Raw genomic sequence first — 26030 nt, forward strand, 5'->3', positions numbered from 1 at the left:
GACTGAAAATGAAGAGTGAAGATTTAAAACTGATTCAAGATGAACAGTTGAAGATGGCTCAAGTCGTTATCTCTATTTGTAAAAAGCATGACATCCCTTACTATATTATGGGAGGAACGCTCCTAGGGGCAATTCGCCATCAAGGTTTTATCCCATGGGATGATGACTTAGATATTGGAATGAAGCGGGATAACTATGAGAAGTTTTTGGAAGTTGCACCCCAGGAACTTGAGCAACCCTATAGCTTACATCATTATCATAATGATCCAGCTTATATTTATCCTTATATCAGAATTGAAGATTCAAGATACGCTCTAAGACGAGAGCATACACGAAATAAGACAATACAACACTTGTGGGTTGATGTTTTTCCTTTGGATGGTGTACCGGAAAATGGAATCAAACGTTGGTACTGGGAGAAAAGACTTTATTTACTCAGGGGGCTAAGAAATCTTTCCTGTTTTGATCAATTGGTTAATGTCAATAAAGACTATACTGGAATCAAGAAGTTAGTTGTTGGATTAGCTTTAAGAACTAATATTCAAAAGTATTTCAATACTAATAAAATACTCAAGCAAATTGATGACTTTTTAAAGTCTTGGGATTTAAATACGAATCCAGAGATTGGAAATCCAATGGGGGGACACTGGTTTAAAGAAGTTTACCCTAAGGCTTATTATGAAGATAGTATTGAACTACTATTTGAAGGTGAGTTGATGAGCGCACCAAAGGAGTATGAAAAAATCTTAGTACAAATGTACGGTGATTACCAACAACTACCACCTGAATCAGAACGTAATTGGCATGGAACAAGCCTAGTAAAGGATGAGAAGAATGGCAGATAAACTTAGAGTCGCTTTTGTCACCCACCTACCCAACCTCTCTGGTGCCAATCAATCTCTGCTAGATCTTCTAGCTGGACTTCAAGAAAATCAGACAGTTGAACCATTTGTTCTCCTTGGGAGAACGGGTGTTCTGGAAGAAAAACTGAAAGAACTAAACGTCAAATATAAAGTAATTCGATACGGAAACCTTATTCAAGGTGATAATAGCAAATGGCGTACTTTTTCTAAAAATGTATTGAATCAGTTTGCTAAATTTCAAATTGCAAAATGGTTGAAAGAAGAGTCAATTGATCTGGTGCATAACAATTCTTATTTAGTTGGTATTGGTATGGAAGCAGCTAAGCTGGCCAAGATTCCCTATATTTGCCATCTCAGAGATTTTGTTTGGGAGGACCATGGGATTAAACTTGAAAACGAGGCTAGGCAAGAAGAGTTGCTAAATCAAGCTGATGCAGTAATAGCGGTTTCTCATGCAGTAGAGAAAAAATATGCACCGCTATCAGAGCGTATTAGAGTCATCTACGATGCCTTAGATAAAGAAAAATATCGTATTTCACCTGATGAAAGAGCTCCGCTATTTTCAAATGAGGAAGTTAATCTCTATATTGCTGGTAGAATTGTTCCAGGTAAAGGACAACTAGATGCTGTTAAGGCAGTAGAATTGCTCAATAAACGTCAAGAACGTCAGTTTAATCTAGAAATTATTGGGACGGCTACCAATCAAGAATATTTTGATTTTATCGCATCCTATATTGAAGAGAAAAAATTAGCTGATTTTGTAAAACTTAAAGAGTATTCTAGCGATTTAAGAAGCTTACGCTTAAAATCAGATATTGGACTGGTATGTTCACACAATGAAGCAATGGGACGTGTCACCCTTGAAAATATGTTGGCTGGTTGTTTAACCATAGGTGCTAATTCGGGTGGGACAAGTGAGTTGATTCAATCAGATCGCTACGGTTATCTCTATGATCCATCAAATCCTTGTAATCTAGCAGATAAAATCGAAGAAGCTATCGCAGATCCTGAAGAAGCAAGTCGAAGAAGAGATGCGGCTTATCAGTTTGTCGATGAAAGTTTCAATAGACAAAATTATGTAAAAGAGATTGTTGCTCTCTATGAAGAAGCAATAGAAAGGACAAAAAAGTGAGGTATTTTATTACCGAAAGAAAGCCTACTGAGAAGAATATGAAAAATGCTGCTAATAAGGCGCGTGCTGATGTAGAAGCAATTTTGACTGAAGAAGGTTTTCAAAATATTGAAATTGTTATTCCATTCAAAGGAAAACAAGCCCCGCTTAAATCACTAAAAGAGCATTGGGATAACTATGGTATCTGGAAAGAAAAACTATCACATCTTGTAAATGGAGATGAGTTGCTAGTCCAATTTCCTTTGATGTCAAAAAATATTATGGTTTCACGACTCTTATCACAGTTAGAGAACAAGGGTGTGAAAGTCACTTTGTTGATTCACGACCTAGAGAGTTTACGTTATATCAATCGACAGTCAAGTAGTTTCAAGGACAAACTTAGAATCCAATTTGAAGAAGAGTCAGTTTTGAAGGCAGGGTCCAAAGTTATTGCCCATAACCCTAAGATGATAAACTATTTGAAAGACAAAGGAATCAAAAGCGATGCCTTGGTCTCTCTAGATATCTTCGACTACCTTTTACCAAAAGATTTCCAGAGAAAAGAGCAGTCTTTAGCCAAGGAAGCAATTATAGCTGGAAATTTGGATGCTAGCAAGGTTGCTTACTTAGCCTATCTAGATCAATTATCTGATATTAATTTTCAACTCTATGGTGCTAATTTCCAAGAGGAAATGGCTCCAGAAAACACAGAATACCACGGCTCATTTATGCCAGAAGATCTGCCAAATAATCTTTCAGGAAGTTTTGGTCTTGTCTGGGATGGAGAAACGATTGAAACCTGTTCAGGTATGTACGGAGACTATCTTCGCTTCAACAATCCTCACAAAACATCACTTTATTTGGCCTGTGGAATACCAGTTATCGTTTGGGAAAATGCTGCGCTAGCAGAATTTGTCAAAAAACATGGTGTTGGTATTGCAGTAGCAAATCTTAAGGAACTAGCTACTAAAATCGACCAACTGACTCAAGAAGACTATAACCAGATGGTAGCCAATACAGCTCAACTATCAGAGCAGCTTAAAAATGGCTACTATCTAAAGACCGCCTTAAAAAAATAAGGCTAGAATTGTATGACTTATGTTAAGGGAATCATTGAAATTTTCAATTAATATTGCAAAACTGCTAGATGTATTGGTAGTTCTACTGATTATCCTGAGCACTCAGTCTGTTTATTATGTATCTATTTCACCAGACTTTCATATTCTGCAGTTGACCAATATCGTATTGGCAGTTCGAGTTTTTTATAGCCTACCAGGAATTGCAAAGCATTTTAAATCGTCTTTGCTATTGGGTTTGACCTTCTGGGGGATGTATTTGGGCTTGTTCTACTATGTTTCTGCAAATGGTAGTTCTGGTTTTGTTCAGCGCTTTATTCTATTCCCTTTGATGTTGATGCTGTATTTGTGGCTCTACCTCAAAGAAGGAAAACTTAAAGAACTGTTAGCTATTTATACAAAAATCATTAGCATTATCGCTGGTTTATCCCTCTTCTTTTGGTTATTTGGATCAATCTTAGGAGTCATGCCATCAAGTGGTAGTATGAGAATTTACTGGGGAGCAGATCGTTTTATCACCTCTTACTTTGGTCTATACTTTCAATGGCAAAATGATGCAGAATTTATGGGGCATGTCTTCTTTCGAAATATTGGTATTTTCGCCGAAGCACCGATGTATAGCTTACATTTGAGTATTGCCTTCCTCATTGATTTCTTTATTCTAGGACAGAAAAGTAAAAAGAAAATCTTATTGTACGCAATTACGATTTTAACAAGTTACTCAGTTACTGGGATACTTTTGATGATTATGAGTTTGTCGATGAATGTCTTTTTTGATTCGTTCTATCAATTCTTGAAAAATAGAAAATTAAATGTAGTCATTCTCTTGTTACCGTTTTTGGTGTTAGCTGTTCTGTTACTAGGTTCGAATCTCTTGGGTTCAAAATTGACAAGTGCATCGGGATCTTCTCGAATGGAAGACTATGTAATTGGTTTCAAAGCCTGGAAATACCACCCGCTATTTGGATCTGGTTATGGTAACATGACCTTGGTTAACTCGTTGAAGAGTAGAGTAAGGTATGCACGTTCTGCTACTGGTTTTACAAATTCACCAACAACGATTTTAGCTGAAGGTGGCCTATACTTTATCATGCTATATATATATGCATTTTGGCATTTTATAAATAAAGCAATAAATAAAGTTGATAAGAATCTCTTTATTTTTGGGACAATGTGGTTGTACCTCTTTTTGACAACAACCTTTGAACACTCAACACTTATGATTGCCTTTCTAGTCTTTGCTGTTGTCGATAGAATGGCAGATCTAAAAAGAACAAAAAATTCACATAAAATGAGAATTAAATAACTAAATAGACCCTAAAATATAAGAAATAAAATAGTAGATATTTTAATAAATTAGATAAAATTAAAATGTAAAGTTTTTTTAAGAAAACGGTTGAAAAATTTTCTTATTTGCAGTATTATTAATATATAAAACTTCACGAAAAAAATGGAGTGGAGGATTTTGTGAGAAATACTCGTTGGAGAGCCTGTAGATCTTGCGAAAATTCAGTAAATCTTAGATTTACATTGTGTCGTCATTATCTGAGTTTGGAGACTCAGGTTTAGTTTATATTTTTTAAATAGAAGTAGAGGAGAGAGACTACTTATGAAAAAGAGTACTCAAACTAAAGGTTTTGGAACCTTTAAAAAAGCAAAAGGCTATGGACTTGTAGGAGTTCTTGCGCTTTCAGGTGCACTTGCTGCATCAATGAACGGAACAGCAGTAGCTGCCGATGAAGTTACAACTACAGATGCAGATAGCACTACAGTATCACTTGCTGTAGAAGTATCTGAAGCACCTGCAACAACTACTGCAACTATTAGTGAGTATGTTGAAGATGAAACTACTGCTGATGAAACAGCATCAGAAGAAGTTACAACTACAGCTACTGAAACTGCAGCTACATCTGAAGAAGCAGTTGCAACTCAAGGTCAACCTGTTGAAGTTAAAGGTGATTCAGTTGTTGATAACACTACAACAGCAACAATCACAACTAACGATTCATCATCTACTGAGCAACGTGTTTCTGTAACTGTTACTACAGACGTAAATGAGCCAGTTAAATCAGGTCAATATATTGAGTATACTTTGGAAAACCTTCCTTCAGGTGGTTTGAAAAATTCTGATGTTAAACTTGAAGATGGAACAGTAATCGGTAAAATCGAACTCGTTTCAGAAGCAACACCATCATACAGCGAAGAGCAAAATAACACTATTGCTAACGATAGCGAACACGATACAGCACTTTCTGCTGAAAGCATGAACAAAGCTACAGTTCTTCGTGTTGTTTTCAACGAAACTGCTGAAAAATTGGTTGACTTGAAATATAGCTTCAGCTACACTAACCAATACTTTACACATTTCATCTCAACTCTTGAGTATGCTTATGTATCAAAAATCTCTATCGGTGGTGTAACAGTTGCATCAAATACTGTTAATGTACCTGCATACAACAAAACACCAATTAAAACAACTACTGCAAACATTCAAAGTTCATTTAACTCTGTAACATCAGCAAAAAACGGTCTTTCATTGACAAAAGGTCAATTTACAGTTGGTCTTTACAACAGCACTAAGTCACCAGTTACTGAAGGTTCAACAATCACTGTTAAAGTTGATGGAACTGCCCTTGTAACATTGACTAATAAAGTTGGAGATATTATTTCAACTCCTTCACAACGTGGTTACTACGATGATACAGTTGTTAACGGCAACAACATCATCTTGAATGATCTTGAAACAGCTAAATTTGAAGTTGTTTCAAACGATGGTGAAACTATCGTCTTGAAATCATTGACAAACATCGAACACACAAATAAATTCGGTATTACTTTGTCAGCTAACTACACACCAAGTTCTGATGAAATCAGTGCTGATGGTTCAAAAATCATTGGTATCAACAATACTTCAGTAACAATCCAAGATGCTGAAGGAAAATTGATCTACACAACTCTTGATAGCAATGACTATGCTAACATCTACGGAAATAGCATTTCAGCAGCTGCAGCCTTCACAGGTAAACTTGTTGTTGTTCACCAATCTACAACTGGTACTGTTCTTGAATCAGAAACTCCAATCGCTGGTAAAGAAAACGAAGCATATACTACATCAGCTAAATCATTTGATATATACCGTTTGGTATCAACACCTTCAAATGCATCAGGTAGCTTCACTCGTGGAACTACAACTGTAACTTACCTCTATGAGCAAATCGTTGGTGACGTTATTGAACGTAACGTTACAACTGACGGTACAGTTCTTAGCGAAGAAAGCGTAACTGGTGGTAAAGTTGTTGTTGGTTCAAAATATGACACAAGTGCTCAAGCAGCTTCAATCGTTGCAGAAGATGGTACTGTATACAACCTTGTAAGTATCGGTGAAAACTCAGTTGGTACTGTTGTTGAAGGTACAACTGTAGTTACAAACGTTTATGAAAAAGCTCCAGTTATCAAATACGGTAACGTTATCGAAAAAGATGTTACAACTGATGGCGAAGTATTGAGCAGCCTTGATATCACTGGTCAAGTTGAAGTAGGTACTGCTTACGATACAACTGATCAAGCTAGCGATCTTTACACTGAAGATGGACGTCACTTCCACTTGGAAACACGTGCTGCTAACTCAGTAGGTACAGTAGTAGAAGGTACAACTGAAGTTGTGAATGTTTACCGCCTTGTTGAAGACGATAAGACTGTTGATCCAGTAGATCCTAAAGATAACGATCAACAAAAACAAGAGCCACAAAAACCACAACCACAAAAACCAACTACAACTAATTACTGCTACCCAGTATCTTACAACTGTAACTACTACTACCGTTACAACCCATGTGTAACATACAGCGTTGTTTACTACACTGTTCCTAGCTACACTTACTGCTACACAACATCATACTCACGTTCATACACAACATCATACTCACGTTACTCATCAGTTTACAACTATGCTAACCGTTACCAACCAACATCATACCGTAGCTACAGCTATAGCTACAGCAGCTATTCATTCTGCTAATCGGTAAATTCTTCTAAAGAATCTGGAATCTGAGAGCTTGTATCTCAGATTCTTTTTTTTTGACCAATGGTTCTTGGAAAATAGCAGAGCATTTTATATAAGAAAAAGTAGTAGTATATAGAAAAAGAGCTTGAAACCTAAGTTTCAAACTCTGACTGTTATTCAGTTTCGAACTTGACCTCTTCGAGGAGGTATTCGATAAATTTTTCTCCCATTTTAGAGAGGTTTGCTTTTTCATGCTTGATATAGATGATGTCAATTTCATCTTCTACATCAAGAGGAATAGAAACGATATTATCACCGTTGAGATTACTGTTTAGGATACCGGTCGCAATAGTATAGCCATCCAGTCCAATCAAGAGATTAAAGAGTGTCGCACGGTCGCTGACCACGATAGATTTCTTATGAGAAATCTGAGACATGATCTCTTCAGAGAAGTAGAAGGAATTATGAATCCCTTGGTCATAGCTGAGGTAAGGAAAATCTTCCAAATCACTTAAGCGAACGACAGTCTTATCTGCCAGTGGATTTGATTTGCTGACAAAGATATGAGGATGTGCTCTGAAAAGACTTGTATAAGTCAGGCGATTATCATCGAACATCTTTGTGAGAACATCTCGGTTATAGCTATTAAGGAAGAGAACACCGATTTCCGAACGAAAATTCTTAACGTCATCGATAATCTCCCAGGTACGAGTTTCACGTAAAAAGAGCTCGTAGCGAGACATGTCAGCATTTTTTAGAAGTGAGACGAATGCGTTGACTACAAAGGCATAGTGCTGGGCAGAGACGCTGAAAAGTTCTCTGGTCTCTGATTTACTCTTATAACGTTCTTCAAGGAGGGCAGTTTGCTCAACAACTTGACGAGCGTAGGAGAGAAATTCGACACCGTCTTTTGTCAGGGTGATTCCTTTAGGGTTTCGAATGAAAATCTCGATTCCCATCTCTCTTTCTAAATCACGCACAGCGTTGGAAAGACTGGGTTGAGTGATAAATAATTGTTTGGCAGCTTCATTCATGCTACCTGTTTCGACAATTTTGATAATATAATGTAATTGTTGGATACGCATATACTCATTGTATCACAAAATGTTCGTGTATTCCGCAAAGTTGCATATATTCACAAGCTTTTTGAAAAAGAATTGCAATTCTAATGTAAAATGTTATAATTAAAGTATTGATTTTAGTAAAAATAAGATGGAGAAGTTTATGACAAAAAGGTCTAGGAGTACCAGTCGTCGTAAGACTGTGAAACGACCAAGTAAGACTTTGACAATTGTCAATATTGTTCTACTTGTAGTCTTCACACTTCTTTCAGCGATTGCCCTCTTTTTAATGTTTAAATACCAATTTTTGGCTTTTAGACATCTCAATATAGCTTTAACAGCGGTTTTAGGGGTCATTTTTGTTGTCAGTTTATTACTAATAATTCTGAAAAAATGGCAACTGGGGACATCTGTTATCCTAGTTCTTAGTTCTCTAGTCAGCAGCATGCTATTGTTCGGATTTAACTCTGCGATCGGTGTTGCTAACAAAATGAACGAAACAGCATCCTATTCAGAGGTTGAAATGAGTATTGTCGTACCAAAAGACAGTAGCATTTCAGATGTCTCACAGCTCACATCTGTACAGGCTCCGACGAATAATGATGCATCAAATATAAATGCACTCATAGAGCAGATAAGCAAAGATAAGGGAGTCACTCTGACAACAGAAACTGTCGATTCTTACCGAGCTGCCTATGAAAATCTGATTGCTGGTAGCAGTCAGGCTATGGTTATGAATAGTGCCTACTCAGGTTTGTTAGAGTTGTCCTATTCAGATTATGCGGATAATGTTAAGTCTATCTATACCTATACGGTAAAAGTAGCTAAAGAGTCGGATGACAATACATCTACTGATGCAAATGTCTTTAACATCTATATCAGCGGTATCGATACCTATGGGTCAATCTCTACGGTATCTCGTTCAGATGTTAATATCATTCTGACGGTTAATATGAATACCCATAAGATTTTGATGACAACAACACCTCGTGACTCTTATGTTCAGATTCCAGATGGCGGAGCAAATCAATACGATAAATTGACTCACGCTGGTATCTATGGTGTTCAAACATCAGAGAAGACCTTGGAAAATCTCTACGGTATCCCAATCGACTACTATGCAAGGATCAACTTCACATCCTTCTTGAATCTGATTGATGCGGTCGGAGGAGTAACGGTCTATAACGACCAAGCCTTCACTAGTCTTCACGGTAATTATCAATTTGAGGTTGGTAATGTAACCTTGAACTCTGATAAGGCACTAGGATTTGTTCGTGAGCGTTACAGTCTTCAAAACGGCGATTACGATCGTGGTGAGAATCAGTTGAAGGTCATCCAAGCGATTATTAATAAATTGACCTCTTTGAGTTCAATCTCAAGCTACTCAACAATCATTACTAGTCTTGAAAATTCTGTTCAGACTGATATGTCTCTAGATAAGATGATGGAACTGGCAAATGCACAGCTCGATTCAGGAAAATCATTCACCATTACGTCTCAGGAGGTAACTGGTACTGGTTCGACAGGTACACTGGTTTCTTATGCGATGCCAACTGCTAGTCTATACATGATTCAATTGGATCAAACAAGTGTAGCGACAGCTTCACAGGCAATCAAGGATGTCATGGCAGGTAAGTAAGATGATTGATATTCATTCACATATTATTTTTGGTGTTGATGATGGTCCCAAGTCAATTGAACAAAGTCTTGCTCTGATTGATGAGGCCTATAATCAAGGTGTTCGTGAAATTGTAGCAACGTCCCATCGTCGAAAAGGAATGTTTGAAACGCCAGAGGAGACGATTGCGCAGAATTATGCTAGTCTAAATGAGCAGGTTGAAGAACGTTACTCAGGTGATTTGAAACTTCATTATGGTGGTGAACTCTATTACAGCTCCGATATTCCACAAAAACTGGATGATGGTCTAGTACCTCGTATGGCAGGAACACGCTTTGCTCTGATTGAATTCAGTATGAATACACCATGGCATGAGATTCAAACAGCACTGAGAAATGTGATTATGATGGGAGTGACTCCTATCGTTGCTCATATCGAGCGTTATGATGCTCTTGCCTTTAAAAAGGAGAGAGTAGAAGAACTCATTAAACTTGGTTGCTATACTCAGATTAATAGCTCGCATGTCTTGAAAGCTAAGCTTTTCGGAGATAAATACAAGGTCTTCAAAAAGCGCGCAGCCTATTTCCTAGAAGAAAATCTAGTTCACTGCGTGGCAAGTGATATGCATAATTTAGATAGTAGACCACCTTTTATGAGTCAAGCTCAGCAATTGATCGAAAAACGCTATGGTAAGAGACGAGCAGATGATCTCTTTTACAACAACCCAAAAACTTTGCTTGAAAATACCTTTATTTAATAGGAGAAAATCTTAATGGAAAACGCAAATCTTGAAATTGATGTTCTGTATTTGTTGAAAAAATTATGGAATAGAAAATTTCTCATCGTCTTCATCGCAGCATTAGGAGCTGCTGTGGCACTTGTGGGAAGTATCTTCCTCATCACTCCACAATATACATCAACAACCCGTATTTACGTGGTAAATAACTCTAAAGATGGAAACAGTATTACAACATCTGACCTTCAAGCAGGGGATTATCTTGTAAATGACTACAAGGAGATCATCACATCAAACGAAGTTCTACAAACTGTTGTTCGTAATGAAAATCTCTCAATTTCATCAGGTCAACTTTCTAGCATGCTTTCAGTATCTATCCCTTCTGATACACGTGTGATTTCCATTTCTGTTGAAAATGAAAATCCTCAAGAAGCTAGTGATCTTGCCAATGCGATTCGTGAAGTTGCTTCAGAAAAAATTAAATCAGTTACAAAAGTTCAAGATGTAACAACGCTTGAAGTTGCAGAAGCATCAACAACACCTTCATCACCAAACGTGAAACGTAACGTTGTTATCGGTCTTTTGGTAGGTGGCTTTGTTTCAGTAGTAATTATCTTACTTGTTGAAGTACTTGATGATCGTGTGAAACGCCCAGAAGATATTGAAGAAGTACTTGGCATGACTCTACTTGGTGTTGTTCCAAATACAGATAAGTTGTAAGAGGAGATTTTAAATGGCTCAGCTTGAATTAGTCAGAAACCAAGCGCTTCAAATGAAGCAAACAGAAGAATATTATAACAGTATTCGAACAAATATCCAGTTTAGCGGAAGTGACTTAAGAACTATCGTTATCACGTCAGTACAACCAGGTGAAGGTAAGTCAACAACTTCTGTCAACCTTGCGGTTTCCTTTGCACGTGCTGGATTTAGAACACTTTTGATTGATGCCGACACACGTAACTCAGTGATGTCAGGTGTCTTCAAAGCAACTGAACGTATTGATGGCTTGACTGCTTATCTTTCAGGAGCGGTTGAATTGTCAGATGTTATCACTACAACAAATGTTGAGAATTTGATGGTGGTTTCAGCTGGAAAAATTCCACCAAATCCAACAAGTCTTTTGCAAAATGCTAACTTTGATTACATGATCGAAACAACACGTAATCTTTACGATATTGTTATCATCGATACACCGCCAATTGGCTTGGTTGTTGATGCTGCTATCGTGGCTCAGAAATGTGATGCAAGCCTAATCGTTACAGAGGCTGGGGCAATTAAACGTCGTTTCGTTCAAAAAGCTAAGGCTCAAATGGAACAAAGCGGAGCTCAGTTCCTTGGTGTTATCTTGAACAAGGCTGATATCAAAGAAACTAGCTATGGCTCTTACGGAGCCTATGGCGATTACGGTAAGCAGAATGACTCTAAGTCAAAAAGCAAATCAAAAAAACGCCGTAAAAAAGAAAAATAATAAGAAATAAGAGTATTGATTTTAAAGAATCGGATACTTTGATAAATCTAATAAGATTGAGTTTGAAAGGACTTTGCTCCCAAACTCTTTCTTTTGAGTTTAACTAAATTAAGAATAGGAAAATTTTAATAATGTACAGTAATCAATCTTCAAGGAAATTATTTTTCCTGTTATCTGATATTTTGTCATCGCTAATCCTATTTATCTTTTTACCTTTTATTGCACCAAATTATGATACAACTAATTTTCTATTGATCTGTTTGGTTACCTTGCTGACGTCAGTTGCTGTTGTTTGGACCAATGGTTATTCAACCATTGAAACGATGAGCATTCGCACGCGTATCAAAGGAGCAGCCAAGTTTGCAGTTATCTATGCCATCATCTTGCTAGCGGTAGAGTTTTTCGCGAAGCCGTTTGGTCTATCTATGATGCACAAGTTGGAGTCAACTGAGCTAATCAAGATGATCTTGTTCTTGGCTATTGTCGTCTTCTTGCTTCGTACAATAACGAGATATGCGACTGGTTACTTTTTCACTTATCAAAAAAATGTCTTAGTCGTTACAAATTTCTCTGAAGATGTGCAGGGCTTGACTACAAGATTGAAAGCGTCTAGCATGAATGTCATTGGTTTCTTCAGCTCAAAAGAGGTTGATGTTCAGGCAACAACACCAATTCTAAATAGCTTTGAAGAAGTACGCTATCTCTTGTCACATACTGAGGTCAATGAAATCTTTGTAACAGCGGATGCTATTGAAGATTATTTTGATGAACGTGACTACTTTGTCATGATGGGTGTACCCGTTTCTGTCGCTATGAATAGCGGTGAAGGAAATGATGTTTTCTTCAAGAGTAACTTTATTCAGGACTTGGGAGACTATACAGTTCTTACGTCATCATTAAATGCAAGTAACTATCGTAATTTGTTTATCAAGCGTGCTATTGATATCGTTGCAGCCTTGTTTGGTCTTCTCCTTACAGGACTTGTGGCGCTCTGCATTTACCCGATTGTTCAAAAACAATCTAAGGGTCCCTTGATGTTTAAGCAAAAGCGTGTTGGTAAAAATGGTAAGGTCTTTGACATTTACAAATTTAGAAGCATGTATCTGGATGCTGAAGAACGCAAAAAAGAGCTTATGGCTCAAAATGAGTTGACATCAGATCACATGTTTAAGATGGAAAATGACCCTAGGATTTTTCCTTTTGGGCAGAAAATCCGTGACTGGTCTATTGATGAGCTACCACAGTTTATCAATGTCCTAAAAGGAGATATGTCTCTTGTGGGAACTCGTCCACCAACCTTGGATGAATACCACAAATATGAACTTCACCACTTCAAACGCTTGGCCATGAAACCTGGTATCACAGGAATGTGGCAAGTCAGCGGTAGAAGTAATATTACAGATTTCGAACAAGTTGTTTCTCTTGATATGTCATATATTCAAAACTGGTCAGTGTGGCTAGATATGAAAATTATCTTGAAAACTTTTGCCGTAGTCTTAAAAAGGGATGGAAGTAAATAGCCTTCTCGTGTTATAATATAAATAAGTAAAATGCTGTTCAGATATTTTATCTCGAACAGCATTCTCGTATATGTCACATAATACGCAATCTGTCTTGCTTTTATGTGATTGAAGAATATTAAATTTTACAATTTTAAGTCTGGAGTTGGTTGTAAGTAAATGAAAAAGACTAGTTCGGTAAGAATGAATTTCATTATGAATTTCATTCTTACTATTTCGAATTTTATTTTCCCTTTGATAACATTCCCCTATGTTTCTAGAGTGCTAGGTGCTGATAGAGTTGGAACTGTTACTTTTGCTACCTCGATAATTTCGTATTTCTCTATGGTTGGGATGCTTGGTATTCCGACTTATGGTATCCGAGCTTGTGCTAAGGTGCGGGATAATAAAGAGAATTTAGAGAAAACTGTACAAGAAATTGTCGTTTTGAATGCAATAGTAATGCTAGTTTCAATTGTTTTCTTAGCTTTTTCCATTTTCTTAGTTCCTAGACTAGCTCAGGAAAAATTATTGTATTTGATTTTATCTTCAACATTATTATTTAATGTTACTGGTGTAGATTGGCTTTATAAGGCTCTTGAAAAGTATTCGTATATCACTGTTAGGTCAATCATATTCAAATTTTTATCACTTGTTTTCCTTTTACTATTAATTCATTCAAAAAGTGATTATGTCATCTATGGAGCTATATCTGTTTTAGCTAGTGTTGGATCAAATTTTTTGAATTTTATTAATTTACACAGATTCATTTCTCTCAAATTTAGAAATGATTTAAATATAAAACAGCATATAAAACCAACTCTTAGTTTCTTTCTATTAAATATTTCTACCGTTGTTTACAACAACTTAGATACAACTATGGTTGGATTTATAAAAGGAGATACTGAAGTAGGATACTATTCTGCAGCAGTCAAAATTGAACAGATACTTGTTAGTGTGGTTACCTCTCTGGGAACAGTTTTATTACCTCGGCTATCTTACTACTATGGTCAAAATAAGATGGATGAATTTAGAAGGTTAGTCCGAAAAGCGCTCAATTTTGTTTTAGTAATTTCGATACCTCTAACCTTATACTTTATTATTGTTTCAAAAGAGAGCATTTTATTCCTATCAGGTCAAGATTTTCTCCCGGCAGTTCTTCCAATGCAACTTATATTGCTGTGTGTAGTTATGGTAGGATTATCTAACTTAATGGGAATTCAGATTTTAGTTCCAACCGGCAGAGAAAAGCTAGTTGTTATTTCTACGGTTATTGGGGCTTTGTTTAATATAATTGTTAATAGTGTTGCCATTCCATATTTTGGTGCGGCGGGTTCTGCATTTGCAGGTAGCGTAGCAGAATTAACAGTAACAATAGTACAGTTTTACTTTTTGAGAGATTTGATGTTACCAATGCTTAAATCAATTTCTTTCTGGAAAATCCTAATTGCAGCACTAGTTTCTGTCCTTGGCACACTATTTGTTTTATTTAATTTTACAGCAAGTACTTTTATTATATTAGTAATAACAGCTATTGTATTTTTTGGAATCTATGGAATTTGTTTGCTTCTTCTACGTGAGGAATTTATAACTGAGACTATAAGTATTTTGACAAGAAAGTTTAGAAGGAGTTAATATATGTCACAATATGATTATTTAGTAGTAGGTTCAGGTTTGTTTGGAGCAGTCTTTGCTCACGAGGCAGCCAAAGCAGGAAAAAAAGTAAAAGTTATTGAAAAGCGTGAACACATCGCTGGTAACATTTACACGAAAGAAGTAGAGGGCATCCAAGTTCACCAATACGGAGCTCACATCTTCCATACCTCAGATAAGGAAATCTGGGATTACATCAACCAGTTTGCGGAGTTTAACCGTTACACAAACTCGCCAGTAGCTAATTATAAAGGTGATATCTATAATTTGCCATTCAATATGAATACCTTCAATAAGCTCTGGGGTGTTGTGACACCAGCTGAAGCACAAGCGAAGATTGAAGAACAAAAAGCAGTGCTTAATGGTAAAACGCCAGAGAATCTTGAAGAGCAAGCTATTTCGTTGGTTGGTACAGATATCTACCAAAAATTGATTAAAGACTACACGATGAAACAATGGGGCAAAGAGTGTACAGAGCTTCCAGCCTTTATCATTCGCCGTTTGCCTGTTCGTTTCACTTATGACAACAACTACTTCAATGATACTTACCAAGGTATTCCAATCGGTGGTTATACTCAAATCGTTGAGAAGATGCTTGACCACGACAATATTGATGTTGAGGTCAATGTTGACTTCTTCGCTAACAAGGAAGCCTATATGGCAGAGTTTCCAAAGATTGTCTTTACAGGTATGATTGATCAGTTCTTCAACTATGAGTTGGGAGAGCTTGAATACCGTAGTTTGCGTTTTGAAACAGAGACACTTGATATGGAGAACTATCAAGGCAATGCGGTAGTCAACTACACAGATGCAGAGACACCATACACACGTATTATTGAGCACAAGCACTTTGAGTTTGGTCAACAGGAGAAGACCATCATTACGAAAGAATACTCGAAAACATGGGCCAAGGGAGATGAGCCATATTATCCAGTAAACAACGATCGTAACAACAAACTCTACAAGGCGTATAAGAACTTGGCAGCCCAAGAAGATAAGGTTATCTTTGGTGGACGTCTAGGTCACTATCGTTATTACGATATGCACCAGGTTATTGCAGCAGCCTTGCAATGTGTTAAGAACGAATTGGGGTAAACCATGAAAAGTATTTACATTATCGGTTCAAAAGGAATTCCTGCAAAATACGGTGGCTTTGAGACTTTCGTAGAAAAGCTAACTGAATATCAGAAGGATAGCTCAATCAAGTATTTTGTAGCTTGTATGACTGAAAATTCTGCTAAGTCAGGCATTTCAGATCAAATGTTTGAATATAATGGTGCAACTTGTTTCAATATTGATGTTCCAAGCATTGGACCAGCTAAAGCGATTGCCTATGATATTGCTGCCTTGAAGAAAGCTATTCAAATTGCTAAAGAAAATAAGGATGAAAATCCTATTTTTTACGTTCTAGCTTGTCGCATTGGACCTTTTATCAATCGCTTCCGCAAACAAATTCATGCTCTTGGTGGACAATTATTAGTCAACCCAGATGGACATGAGTGGCTACGCGAAAAATGGAGTGCTCCAGTTCGTCGTTATTGGAAGTATTCTGAAAGTTTGATGGTTAAGCACGCAGACCTACTTGTTTGCGATAGTAAGAATATTGAGTCATATATCCAGAAGGACTATGCTAAATATAAACCTGAGACAACCTATATTGCATACGGAACTGAGCTTGCTGGTACTTGTCTCAAAGCAGAAGATAACACAGTCAGAACTTGGTTTTCAGAAAAAGGTGTTACAGAGGATAACTACTATCTTGTCGTTGGTCGATTTGTTCCTGAAAACAACTACGAAACAATGATTCGTGAGTTTATGAAGTCAAAATCTAAAAAGGATTTTGTTCTGATTACGAACGTAGAGCAGAACGCTTTTTATGAACAGTTGAAAGCAGATACTGGTTTTGACAAGGATAGTCGAATCAAGTTTGTTGGAACAGTCTATGACCAAAGCCTACTTAAATATATTCGTGAAAATGCCTTCGCTTATTTCCATGGACACGAAGTAGGTGGCACAAATCCTTCACTCTTGGAAGCTCTCGCATCAACAAAATTAAATCTCTTGCTTAATGTAGGCTTCAATAGAGAAGTCGGAGAAGATGGGGCAATCTATTGGGATAAGGACAATTTACATCGTGTGATTGACGAAGTAGAGACCATGTCTGAGGCGGAGATTTTTGTCATGGATAAGCTGTCAACAGAACAGGTCAAAAACCGTTTCACATGGGACTTTATCGTTGATGAGTATGAGAAGTGTTTCATGAGCGGGGGTAAGAAATAATGCAAATTTATTATACTGCAGTTGTTGTCTATAATTCATTGCTATCAGATTCAGAAACCTTATCAAATTTAAGCAAAATTAATAATCACAATATCAAGGTAATAATTTATGATAATAGTGATAATAAAGAGTATTACTCCCAAAATGAGTTGCTTGCTAATACAAATAATTGGAAATATTTATCAAATCACGAAAATGTTGGTTTATCACGTGCGTACAACAAAATTTTAGATTCTATATCCGATTCAAAAGGTATTGTGGTTTGGTTAGATGATGACACTAATATAACGCAAGAGTATTTTGATGCACTAGACAGTTCTATTTCTGAAAATATTGACATATATACTCCTGTTATAAAAGCTCAGAATGGAAAATTTTATTCTCCGAATGAGGAAGGTTTTTTTAAGAACAAGCAATTAAAATCACCTTCTGGAAATATTAATCAAAATAAGTTTAATGCAATTAATAGCTGTACTGCAGTTAAATTGTCTATATATAGCAATTATAGATATGACGAGAATTTATTTCTGGATCAAATTGATCACGACTTTTTCAGAAGTCAGAGACTTTTGGGGCGAAGTTTTCTAAAATTACCAGTGATAATCCATCATAATCTATCTCTAAAAGATACCTCTGGCAATATAGAGAGTGTGAAGAAAAGATTTAAAATTTTGATACCTGATTACAAAACTTATGTTGCAAAAAAGGGTAGAACTGCGGTAGTCTTTTCTAAGATAAAAATAGTTGCCTGGGGAGTCCAACAATCTATAAAGAACAGAAATGTCGGTTTTACCTTTTGGGTAATTAAAAATTTTCTCTAAAGGAATATATTATTAATTATGAAAATAAATATAAGTGACTTATTTTTCTATGTAACTTTCGTTTTTATTATTTTTTTTGATTTTCTAACGAAAACACAGTTTATTTCAACTTATCCATTTGTAAATGCTATGATTGTTCCTGGATTTGTGTTTACAAGTATTTTGTTAATAATAACAATTTTTTTAGAGTTGAAAATGACATTAGGGCGTTTTGTCTACGTTATTATACTGTCGGTTTTTATTTTGATTTTAGCTAGAACCTCAGGTAACTATCAAAAAGTTGTTACGTTAGGATTATTATTATTAGCCGTAAAGAATCGAAATTTAATTTCTATTCTTAAAGTACATCTGTATACAGTTGTTACCCTCATTATTCTTCTATTATTTTGTTATGGAATAGGATTATTACCTGGAGGTTATTCATTGAGGGAATCTACTATGAGATACTATCTTGGATTCTCTTATACCTCTTACTTAGCAAATTTCTTATTTCATATTATTATTACAGCAATCTTTGTTTATAAAGAGAGACTCAGTTTGCTTGTCTGTGCAATACTTCTGATAATTAATTATGGTGTCTATGTTTTAACAGACACAAAATCTGCATACTATCTTTCTCTATTGGTTCTATTAGTATTTATTTGTCTGAAAGTGTTTCGATTAGATTTGAGACATGATATGATAAAGAATTCTAGAATATCAAGGTGGGTAGAGCAAATCGCTTTTCCTCTGAGTACAATTTTTGTGCTTATCCTGACCTTGCTATATAATACTGGAAATTCGTTTATGATTAGACTTAATCAAATTTTGACATACAGATTAATGTTGGGTGCTAAGGCAATTGATAAATATCCAATAAATTTATTTGGTCATAAAATTGTTTGGGCAGGTTTTAATACAGGTATGGAATATTTATATGTTGATTCATCATTTTTGAATATCTTATTGAATTACGGAATAATCTCAATTGTATTGTTTAGTTTAGGATATTATATTTTAGGGAAAAAGAATATTTATCGAGATGGTTTTTATATGTTGGCGTTCGTTTTCTTAATATTACATTCTCTATTTGATCCACAATATATTGAAATTTCCTATAATCCATTCACATTATTCTTGAGTCTAACCTTGTTAACTCATAAGGAAGTTCAAAAAATAGAGTTATAAAATATAAAAGGGGCTTAGATGAAAACTAATATTACAACACGAGATATCCAACTACTCGAGCTTGAAGCGTTGATTGAATTAAAGAAATTATGTGATGATAACGGTCTGAAATTCTACCTTCGTGGTGGAAGTGTCATGGGTGCTGTTAAATATAAGGGTTTTGTACCTTGGGATGATGATGTTGATATTGCAGTTCCTAGGAAAGATTTTGAGAAACTTATTGAGCTATCTCAAACAGATTGGTCTAGGAAATTTGAGATAATTTCTTATCATTATCAAGAGGATGCTGGATGCTATTTTCCACGAGTATTTTTAAAAAAACAGTTCATAAAGGAATATGGAGTACCAGAAAATAATCGACACGGTGTATCAGTAATTGATATATTGCCGCTTGATGGTGCACCTGATAGTAATTTTAAGCAAAAGATTTACTTTGCTCATGTATATTTTTTGAGGATAATGGGTAGTCTAACGACAAAAAATTTAACTGGACATAAACTACATAGAAGAATTTTGTTGCGATTTTTATATTTATTCGGTATTGATAAAAAATATAGTCAGACTGATATTTATGAAAAGTTAGATAGATTGTACAGTAGCCATAGCATTGAAGACAGTAAATTTATTGGTACTATTACTGGCTCATTATATACTAAAGAAATTTTTCCGAAGGAAGTTTGGGGAGATGGAGAACTTTTAGATTTTGAAACTGAAAAATTTTTAGTTCCAACTCAGTTTGATTCTTATTTGAAGAAGTTGTATGGTGATGATTATTTAACCTCTGAACCATCTGATAAAGCTAAAAATTGGAAAAAACACATAAAGGAAGTGGAGTAATAAAGATGTTTTGTTTTGTGATATTGCATTACATGGTAATTGAAGAAACAGTAGCATTTGTCGAAAATTTATTATATAAAGTTAACGGTGAGAAGAAAATCGTTATTGTAGATAATAATTCATCAAATGGTAGTGGAAAAGAGTTACAGAGAATGTATTTGGATAATCCAGATATAACTATAATTCTAAATAATGAGAACCTTGGATTTGCTAAGGGAAACAATATCGGATATCGATATGCAAAAGAGCATTTTCAGCCTAAGTTTATTGCAATTGCAAATAATGATATTGAACTTCCACAACCTGAGTTTATTCAATTAGTAGAAGATATTTATAAGAAGGAGAAATTTGCTGTATTAGGTCCAGAAATATTCTCGACAAATGAAAAAATTTATCAAAGTCCCAAGAAGTTGTCACACTATACATATGATCAAGTTCTTGCTGAGAGAGATAAATATGCTAAGAGAAATGCTAGTCAATTTATTGTTCCTCTGAAATCTACACTTAAGAAAAATAAGCTAGTTAAATCACTGAATAGTAAGAGAAAAAAAATCACTTCTCAAATTGATCCGACTAAAAAGTATGTTAATCCAATTATTCACGGTTCGTTTTTAATTGTATCTGAATTATTTATTGAAAAACGTGATAATGCATTTTTTGAAGGAACTTACATGTACTTTGAAACTGAAATACTAGACTATCAATGTCAACGTGACGGTCTTAAGGTTATCTATGATCCAAGTGTTAAAGTACTGCACCACCACAGCACCTCTACAGCATCAAGTTTCTCTTCTGAACTAAAGAAAGTAAGATTTATGAATAGATGTATTTTAGATTCACTGAATGCCTTTTTAGTTGAGATGGAGAAAGAAAAATGAAAAATTATATTATTACACATAAAGAATTTTCTCCTGTTACAGAAGAGATTATTTATGAACCATTGCTTGTAGGAGCAAATAAAAATCATGTTGAAAAATACCCACTAAAAGATAATCTTTACGAAGACAATATTTCTGATAAAAACTCAAGCTTTTGTGAGTTAACTGGCATGTATTGGATTTGGAAACATTCAAAAGAAGATATTGTAGGAATTTCTCACTATAGACGTTATTTTACTAAAAATAGATATTTACTCAAAAAACATGCTATTTTATCACAAAAAGATATTGTAAAAGATTTAAAGAGTTTTGATGTAATCGCTTCTTTGAGAGGGACAGGTGAAATTCTTGATAATAATACGAAAGAATATTTTTATGAAAAACATGATGGAATCGTGTGGGAAGAATGTAAAGAAATTATAAAAAATAAGTTCCCGGATTATCTTGATGCATTTGAATGGTATGAAAATCAAACAGATACCTATGTTTGTAACATGATAATAATGAAAAAAGAATTGTATGACTCATATTGCGAATGGTTATTTTCAATTTTATTTGACCTTGACTTAAAAATCGATTATTCAAAATACGATAATTATAATTCAAGGATGATAGGTTTTGTAGCAGAGAGACTACAAAATGTATGGATTAAGAAAAACAACTTGAAAGTTAAAGAATATCCAATTTATTTTACCGAGGATACTCTTTGGAGTAGATTTACAAAAAAAGTAAATAATTTAAAGCAATAAATAGGGTTAATTTGAATTTGGCGGATATACCTTATTGCTATATGGATAACAGAGAGTGTCAGCTGATGCTCTCTGTTTTCTATCTCAAAGGGCTGATTCACTTCAAATTTCCCATAAATGTAATAAATATTAAATATGAGAACATTCTAATGTAGTTTCTGTATATTCTGTGTTATAATGTAAATAGATTTAACATTTAGAGGAAGGGGTAGTTAGATGTCTGTTGTAGAGAGTAATTCTCATAAACTTTTGGTGCGTACTTTGACGATTAGTCTGCATTATCTAGGTCTTTTTGAAGATGAGCTTGAACTTGTCAAGTCGCGCCCGTCTGTGCTATCCCCATTGGGTTCACCCTTGTCTATTAGAGATGAGGTGAGTCAAATTCTGGATGAATTCTCTAAGATTTCTAGACAGCGTGAGTTGATTAAGAGTGCTTTTTGGTATGATGATCAGGGCTTTTATCTCTTGAATGAGGCGCTTGAACTTGTCGAAACATGGACGAATATGCTGGATGATCTTATCAGCTTTGCCTATTCAAAACCCTTGGTACAAGGGGTTTTGCGTGAAGGGAAGAAGCGTAATTATGGGATTTTAATCAACAATTTTACAGCCTTGATTGACACCAATGATTCTGTGAAGGATATGAATGCCGTTTATCGCAGTCATGATGAGATAGAGCTTGATTCGGAGGCGATTTTGTCCTATGTGGAGAGCTTGGATCCGACGACTACTATGTCGTCAGAGCTTTTTGGGGCAAGCCCAATAGCAGAGCCTGTCAAAAAGTCTACGGGTACAGTTAGTGCCTTGGACCGTTTGGCTGCTAGAGTTGGCAATACAGCACTCATGTCATCTGAAGAGCTTGAACGTAGTTTGGTTCAATCTATTTCAGAAAGTTTGGCATCGTCAGAGCTACATTTCGAAGAGAGTTCTCAGAGTATGGCTTTCTCAGAATCGCTCAATTTGCGTGAGACTATTGATTTGTCTTATACCTTTATTGGTGTGCAGTCGTCAGAGAACGCCCATCAAGCAGTAGAAATTTCAAGTATGATTGCTGCTATTGAAGAAAATCAGATGCTGGATGATATTGACTTTACAGATAATATTAGCCGTAAGGATCTGGTTTCAAAAGTGAAACATTGTCTTTTTGACATGTCTAAGAATACGGTTTTGGTCATTGATTCCAATGAGAGTTTAAAAGCTGATTTGGTGGGCTATTTCGGTTTCAAAGGGCTGACTTATCTCGATGAATCTGAAGGATTGATTTCCTTTGATTCATATTTGAGTGACCAGTCTTTGGCCTATGTCTTCTATCCAAATCAATTGGCTGTTTTGGCTGGTTTCCAAACTCAGTTGAAGTTGCTTAAGCAGACAGCACCTCAAGTTATTTTTCATTCATTCTAACTTGACAAGCTACTTAGCTTAGTCTATAATAGTTACAATTTGTAAACCTTTAAGCTCGTCCAGAGAGGCGGCAAGGGAGACGGTCTGTGGATCATCATGTAGCTCAGGAACTAACTGCGGTTAGTTAACATGTAGAGAGGATGTCCTGCCTTTGTGCGGTCATCAGCCTTTCTATGGAGAATTTGTCTAGACAAATTCAGTCTATGCAACTACAAACCTTGCTGCCTTGGGCGGTGAGGTTTTTTCTATGTATTAGATTAAAGGAGGATATTATGGGTCCAAATTGTGGTAACCGTCATTTTTTGAAAGAGGATTTAACAATTGTAAGTCAGGTTGAGATTGCACCGAGAATTTTTGAGATGGTCTTGACTGGTCGTATGGTTGCTTTTATGAATCCTGGTCAGTTTTTACACCTGCGCGTGCCAGATCCATCTAAGCTCCTCCGTCGTCCGATTTCTATTTCGGAAATTGATAAGGACAAGAATCAGGCTACCATCGTTTATCGTGTGGAGCGTGCTGGGACTGCTCTGCTATCTCAGCTGCAGGCTGGTCAAACGGTCGATACCATGGGTCCTCAAGGGAACGGATTTGATCTGTCGGTGGTGTCAAGTGGGCAAAAAGCTCTGCTCATTGGTGGAGGAATAGGTGTGCCGCCCTTGGTAGAAACGGCTAAGCAGCTGGCAAAAAAAGGTGTCCAAGTGGTTTCAGTGATTGGCTTTGCCAATAAGGATGCGGTTATTTTGGAGGAAAAGCTGAGCGCCTATGGTCCAGTTTATGTAACGACAGATGATGGGTCTTACGGTCTTAAGGGCTATGTGTCAACGGTTGTTGATGAATTTGACTGGACAGCGGATGCTATTTACGCCTGTGGTGCTCCAGGAATGCTCAAGTACGTGGATAGTAAATTTGAAGATCATCCGCATGCCTATGTGTCCATGGAATCTCGTATGGCTTGTGGAATGGGGGCTTGCTATGCCTGTGTGGTCCATGTCAAGGGCGAGGATGAAGCTAAGAATAAGCGTGTCTGTGAAGAAGGTCCTGTTTTTGAGACAGGCAGCATCATTTTATAGGAGGTTGATATGTCAAAGTCAAATAATCGTTTAGCCATTCAGTTGCCTGGTCTCGATTTGAAAAATCCCATTATCCCAGCTTCTGGCTGTTTTGGTTTTGGGCAGGAGTATGCCAAGTACTACGATCTTGATAAATTAGGCTCTATCATGATTAAGGCGACAACCAGTCAGCCTCGTTTTGGTAATCCGACGCCTCGTGTAGCCGAGACACCGTCTGGTATGCTCAATGCCATAGGTCTTCAAAATCCCGGTGTTGATGCTGTTCTAGCTGAAAAACTTCCTTGGTTGCAGGAGCATTATCCAGATCTTCCCATTATCGCTAATGTTGCTGGTTTCTCCAATGAGGAGTACGCAGAGGTGTCCCACAAGATTTCAAAAGCTAGCAATGTGACTGCCATTGAGTTAAACATTTCCTGTCCTAACGTGGATCATGGAAATGCAGGGCTTCTGATTGGGCAAGTTCCTGAATTGGCTTATGATGCCGTTAAGGCTAGTGTCAGTCATTCTGATGTGCCAGTTTATGTCAAATTAACGCCCAGTGTTGCAGATATCACAACTGTTGCCAAGGCAGTAGAAGATGCAGGGGCGACAGGATTCACCATGATTAATACCTTGGTGGGCATGCGTTTTGATCTTGCAAATCGTAAACCAATCATTGCCAACGGAACAGGTGGTATGTCTGGTCCAGCAATTTTTCCCGCAGCACTTAAGTTGATTCGTCAGGTAGCTCAGTTTTCAGATCTTCCTATTATTGGTATGGGTGGTGTTGATTCGGCAGAGGCGGCTATTGAGATGATGATTGCAGGAGCGTCAGCTATTGGTGTGGGAACAGCTAATTTCGCTAATCCATTTGCTTGTCCAGAAATTATTGATAGACTGCCTGAGGTTATGGATCGCTATGGTATTAAGGATTTGGAAAGTTTGAGAAGAGAAGTGAAAGAGAGCTTGAACAAGGGTTATTGAGGAGTTTCTATGGTTTTTGCAAAAGAAGAAGATGCCTATAAATGGCTAGATAAACTGGGAATTTCTTATCAGTCTTATGAGCATCAGGCTATAACTACCGCTCATGAATTGACCTTATCTTTTCCGGGTCAGCAGGTTAAAAATTTACTCTTAAAAAATAAGAAGAAGTCTCAATTTTACTTGTTGGTCTTGTCTATTGACAAGCAAGCAGATTTAGGTAGTTTAGCAGAAATTCTGGGAGAGAAACGTCTATCTTTTGCTAGCGAGAAGGACTTGGAAGACTTGCTGCATGTGCCAGCTGGTACAGTCACACCCTTTGGATTACAGTTTGATCAAGAAGACAAGGTCCAGCTACTTGTTGATGACGAGCTAGACCGCTCACAGCACATAGGCTTTCATCCTTTTAGCAACTCAACAACGGTAATGCTAGCTTATGATGACTTTGATAATTTGATGGAAAACTTCAAACATTCTATTAAACTTGTTTCTTGTTAGTTGAACCATTCCCGTTGTTGCCTATCCCAACCCAGACAAGGGATTACTGAACTGAGAAAATAAAAATCTCCACGAGAAATTAAGGTTCTCGTCATGGAATGAGAAGTTGATTTTAGAAGCATTAGCTGTAGGCGTACGAAGTACGCCATCTCCGATAGTCTCCGCCGTGGTGCAAAGAGCGACAAAGTCGTTTGGGAGTGAAACAGTCCAGTGGACTGTTTCAGGTCTGAGCCTTGAAATTAGAAAGCGAAGAGAAAAGACCCTAGGCTTTTCCTTTAGTA

General features: G+C 36.4%; 23 protein-coding genes. 22 read left to right on the forward strand and 1 reads right to left on the reverse strand.

Annotated features, from left to right (window positions below; genetic code table 11):
- The first annotated feature begins 8 nt into the window (after positions 1-8).
- The 5 genes from JOC28_RS00220 (at position 9) to JOC28_RS00240 (ending at position 7068) form a co-directional block, all read left to right on the forward strand.
- Positions 9-845 carry a LicD family protein gene (locus JOC28_RS00220; protein WP_205008638.1) on the forward strand — a complete coding sequence of 279 codons (837 nt, stop codon included), beginning with the start codon at positions 9-11 and terminating at the stop codon, positions 843-845.
- Positions 835-1995 carry a glycosyltransferase family 4 protein gene (locus JOC28_RS00225; protein ID WP_205008639.1) on the forward strand — a complete coding sequence of 387 codons (1161 nt, stop codon included), beginning with the start codon at positions 835-837 and terminating at the stop codon, positions 1993-1995. Before JOC28_RS00220 ends, JOC28_RS00225 begins: the two co-directional genes overlap by 11 nt.
- The gene (locus JOC28_RS00230) at positions 1992-3053 is read left to right on the forward strand and encodes a glycosyltransferase (protein ID WP_465270019.1); all 1062 of its coding nucleotides are present in this window, start codon (positions 1992-1994) and stop codon (positions 3051-3053) included. The genes JOC28_RS00225 and JOC28_RS00230 overlap by 4 nt, the downstream gene beginning before the upstream one ends.
- Before the next feature lie 34 nt (positions 3054-3087).
- On the forward strand, positions 3088-4356 hold the full coding sequence (locus tag JOC28_RS00235) for an O-antigen ligase family protein (RefSeq protein WP_205008641.1): 1269 nt from the start codon (positions 3088-3090) through the stop codon (positions 4354-4356).
- Between the two features lie 303 nt (positions 4357-4659).
- On the forward strand, positions 4660-7068 hold the full coding sequence (locus JOC28_RS00240) for a MucBP domain-containing protein (protein WP_205008642.1): 2409 nt from the start codon (positions 4660-4662) through the stop codon (positions 7066-7068).
- 158 nt (positions 7069-7226) lie between these two features.
- Here JOC28_RS00240 and JOC28_RS00245 read toward each other — a convergent pair whose 3' ends face one another.
- A complete protein-coding gene (locus JOC28_RS00245) occupies positions 7227-8138 on the reverse strand; it encodes a LysR family transcriptional regulator (RefSeq protein WP_205008643.1) in 912 nt (303 codons plus the stop codon).
- Between the two features lie 139 nt (positions 8139-8277).
- Between JOC28_RS00245 and cpsA the strand changes: the two genes are divergently transcribed.
- From cpsA to JOC28_RS00330, 17 genes are all read left to right on the forward strand, one after another.
- The gene (cpsA, locus tag JOC28_RS00250; RefSeq protein ID WP_205008644.1) at positions 8278-9753 is read left to right on the forward strand and encodes an LCP family glycopolymer transferase CpsA; all 1476 of its coding nucleotides are present in this window, start codon (positions 8278-8280) and stop codon (positions 9751-9753) included.
- A 1-nt stretch (position 9754) separates the two neighbouring features.
- Positions 9755-10489, forward strand: a complete 735-nt coding sequence (cps4B, locus tag JOC28_RS00255; RefSeq protein ID WP_205008645.1) for a capsular polysaccharide biosynthesis protein Cps4B — start codon at positions 9755-9757, stop codon at positions 10487-10489.
- A 15-nt stretch (positions 10490-10504) separates the two neighbouring features.
- Positions 10505-11188: a Wzz/FepE/Etk N-terminal domain-containing protein gene (locus JOC28_RS00260; RefSeq protein WP_205008646.1), complete on the forward strand. Its 684-nt coding sequence runs from the start codon at positions 10505-10507 to the stop codon at positions 11186-11188.
- A gap of 13 nt (positions 11189-11201) precedes the next feature.
- On the forward strand, positions 11202-11936 hold the full coding sequence (locus JOC28_RS00265; RefSeq protein WP_205008647.1) for a tyrosine-protein kinase: 735 nt from the start codon (positions 11202-11204) through the stop codon (positions 11934-11936).
- A 131-nt stretch (positions 11937-12067) separates the two neighbouring features.
- Positions 12068-13456: a sugar transferase gene (locus JOC28_RS00270; protein WP_205008648.1), complete on the forward strand. Its 1389-nt coding sequence runs from the start codon at positions 12068-12070 to the stop codon at positions 13454-13456.
- 159 nt (positions 13457-13615) lie between these two features.
- Complete coding sequence (locus JOC28_RS00275; RefSeq protein WP_205008649.1) at positions 13616-15070, forward strand: flippase; 1455 nt, start codon at positions 13616-13618, stop codon at positions 15068-15070.
- A 3-nt stretch (positions 15071-15073) separates the two neighbouring features.
- Entirely contained in the window at positions 15074-16183 is a 1110-nt protein-coding gene (glf, locus tag JOC28_RS00280) for a UDP-galactopyranose mutase (protein ID WP_205008650.1), read from the forward strand.
- 3 nt (positions 16184-16186) lie between these two features.
- Positions 16187-17368 (forward strand): beta 1-4 rhamnosyltransferase Cps2T, encoded by a 1182-nt coding sequence (gene cps2T / locus JOC28_RS00285; protein WP_205008651.1) that lies wholly within the window; start codon positions 16187-16189, stop codon positions 17366-17368.
- Positions 17368-18189, forward strand: coding sequence for a glycosyltransferase (locus tag JOC28_RS00290; RefSeq protein ID WP_205008652.1), 822 nt, complete (start codon positions 17368-17370; stop codon positions 18187-18189). Before cps2T ends, JOC28_RS00290 begins: the two co-directional genes overlap by 1 nt.
- Positions 18190-18207: 18 nt before the next feature.
- Positions 18208-19356: a hypothetical protein gene (locus JOC28_RS00295; RefSeq protein ID WP_205008653.1), complete on the forward strand. Its 1149-nt coding sequence runs from the start codon at positions 18208-18210 to the stop codon at positions 19354-19356.
- 18 nt (positions 19357-19374) lie between these two features.
- Positions 19375-20193, forward strand: coding sequence for a LicD family protein (locus tag JOC28_RS00300; RefSeq protein WP_205008654.1), 819 nt, complete (start codon positions 19375-19377; stop codon positions 20191-20193).
- A 32-nt stretch (positions 20194-20225) separates the two neighbouring features.
- Positions 20226-21071 carry a glycosyltransferase gene (locus JOC28_RS00305; RefSeq protein WP_205008655.1) on the forward strand — a complete coding sequence of 282 codons (846 nt, stop codon included), beginning with the start codon at positions 20226-20228 and terminating at the stop codon, positions 21069-21071.
- The gene (locus tag JOC28_RS00310; RefSeq protein ID WP_205008656.1) at positions 21068-21820 is read left to right on the forward strand and encodes a DUF4422 domain-containing protein; all 753 of its coding nucleotides are present in this window, start codon (positions 21068-21070) and stop codon (positions 21818-21820) included. Before JOC28_RS00305 ends, JOC28_RS00310 begins: the two co-directional genes overlap by 4 nt.
- A gap of 216 nt (positions 21821-22036) precedes the next feature.
- On the forward strand, positions 22037-23221 hold the full coding sequence (locus tag JOC28_RS00315) for a hypothetical protein (protein ID WP_205008657.1): 1185 nt from the start codon (positions 22037-22039) through the stop codon (positions 23219-23221).
- A gap of 272 nt (positions 23222-23493) precedes the next feature.
- Positions 23494-24291, forward strand: a complete 798-nt coding sequence (locus tag JOC28_RS00320; protein ID WP_205008658.1) for a dihydroorotate dehydrogenase electron transfer subunit — start codon at positions 23494-23496, stop codon at positions 24289-24291.
- 9 nt (positions 24292-24300) lie between these two features.
- A complete protein-coding gene (locus JOC28_RS00325; RefSeq protein WP_205008659.1) occupies positions 24301-25254 on the forward strand; it encodes a dihydroorotate dehydrogenase in 954 nt (317 codons plus the stop codon).
- A 9-nt stretch (positions 25255-25263) separates the two neighbouring features.
- Positions 25264-25749, forward strand: coding sequence for a YbaK/EbsC family protein (locus tag JOC28_RS00330; protein WP_205008660.1), 486 nt, complete (start codon positions 25264-25266; stop codon positions 25747-25749).
- The last annotated feature ends 281 nt before the right edge of the window (positions 25750-26030 follow it).

Origin of the sequence: Streptococcus loxodontisalivarius (assembly GCF_016908645.1) — a bacterium.
GTDB lineage: Bacteria > Bacillota > Bacilli > Lactobacillales > Streptococcaceae > Streptococcus > Streptococcus loxodontisalivarius.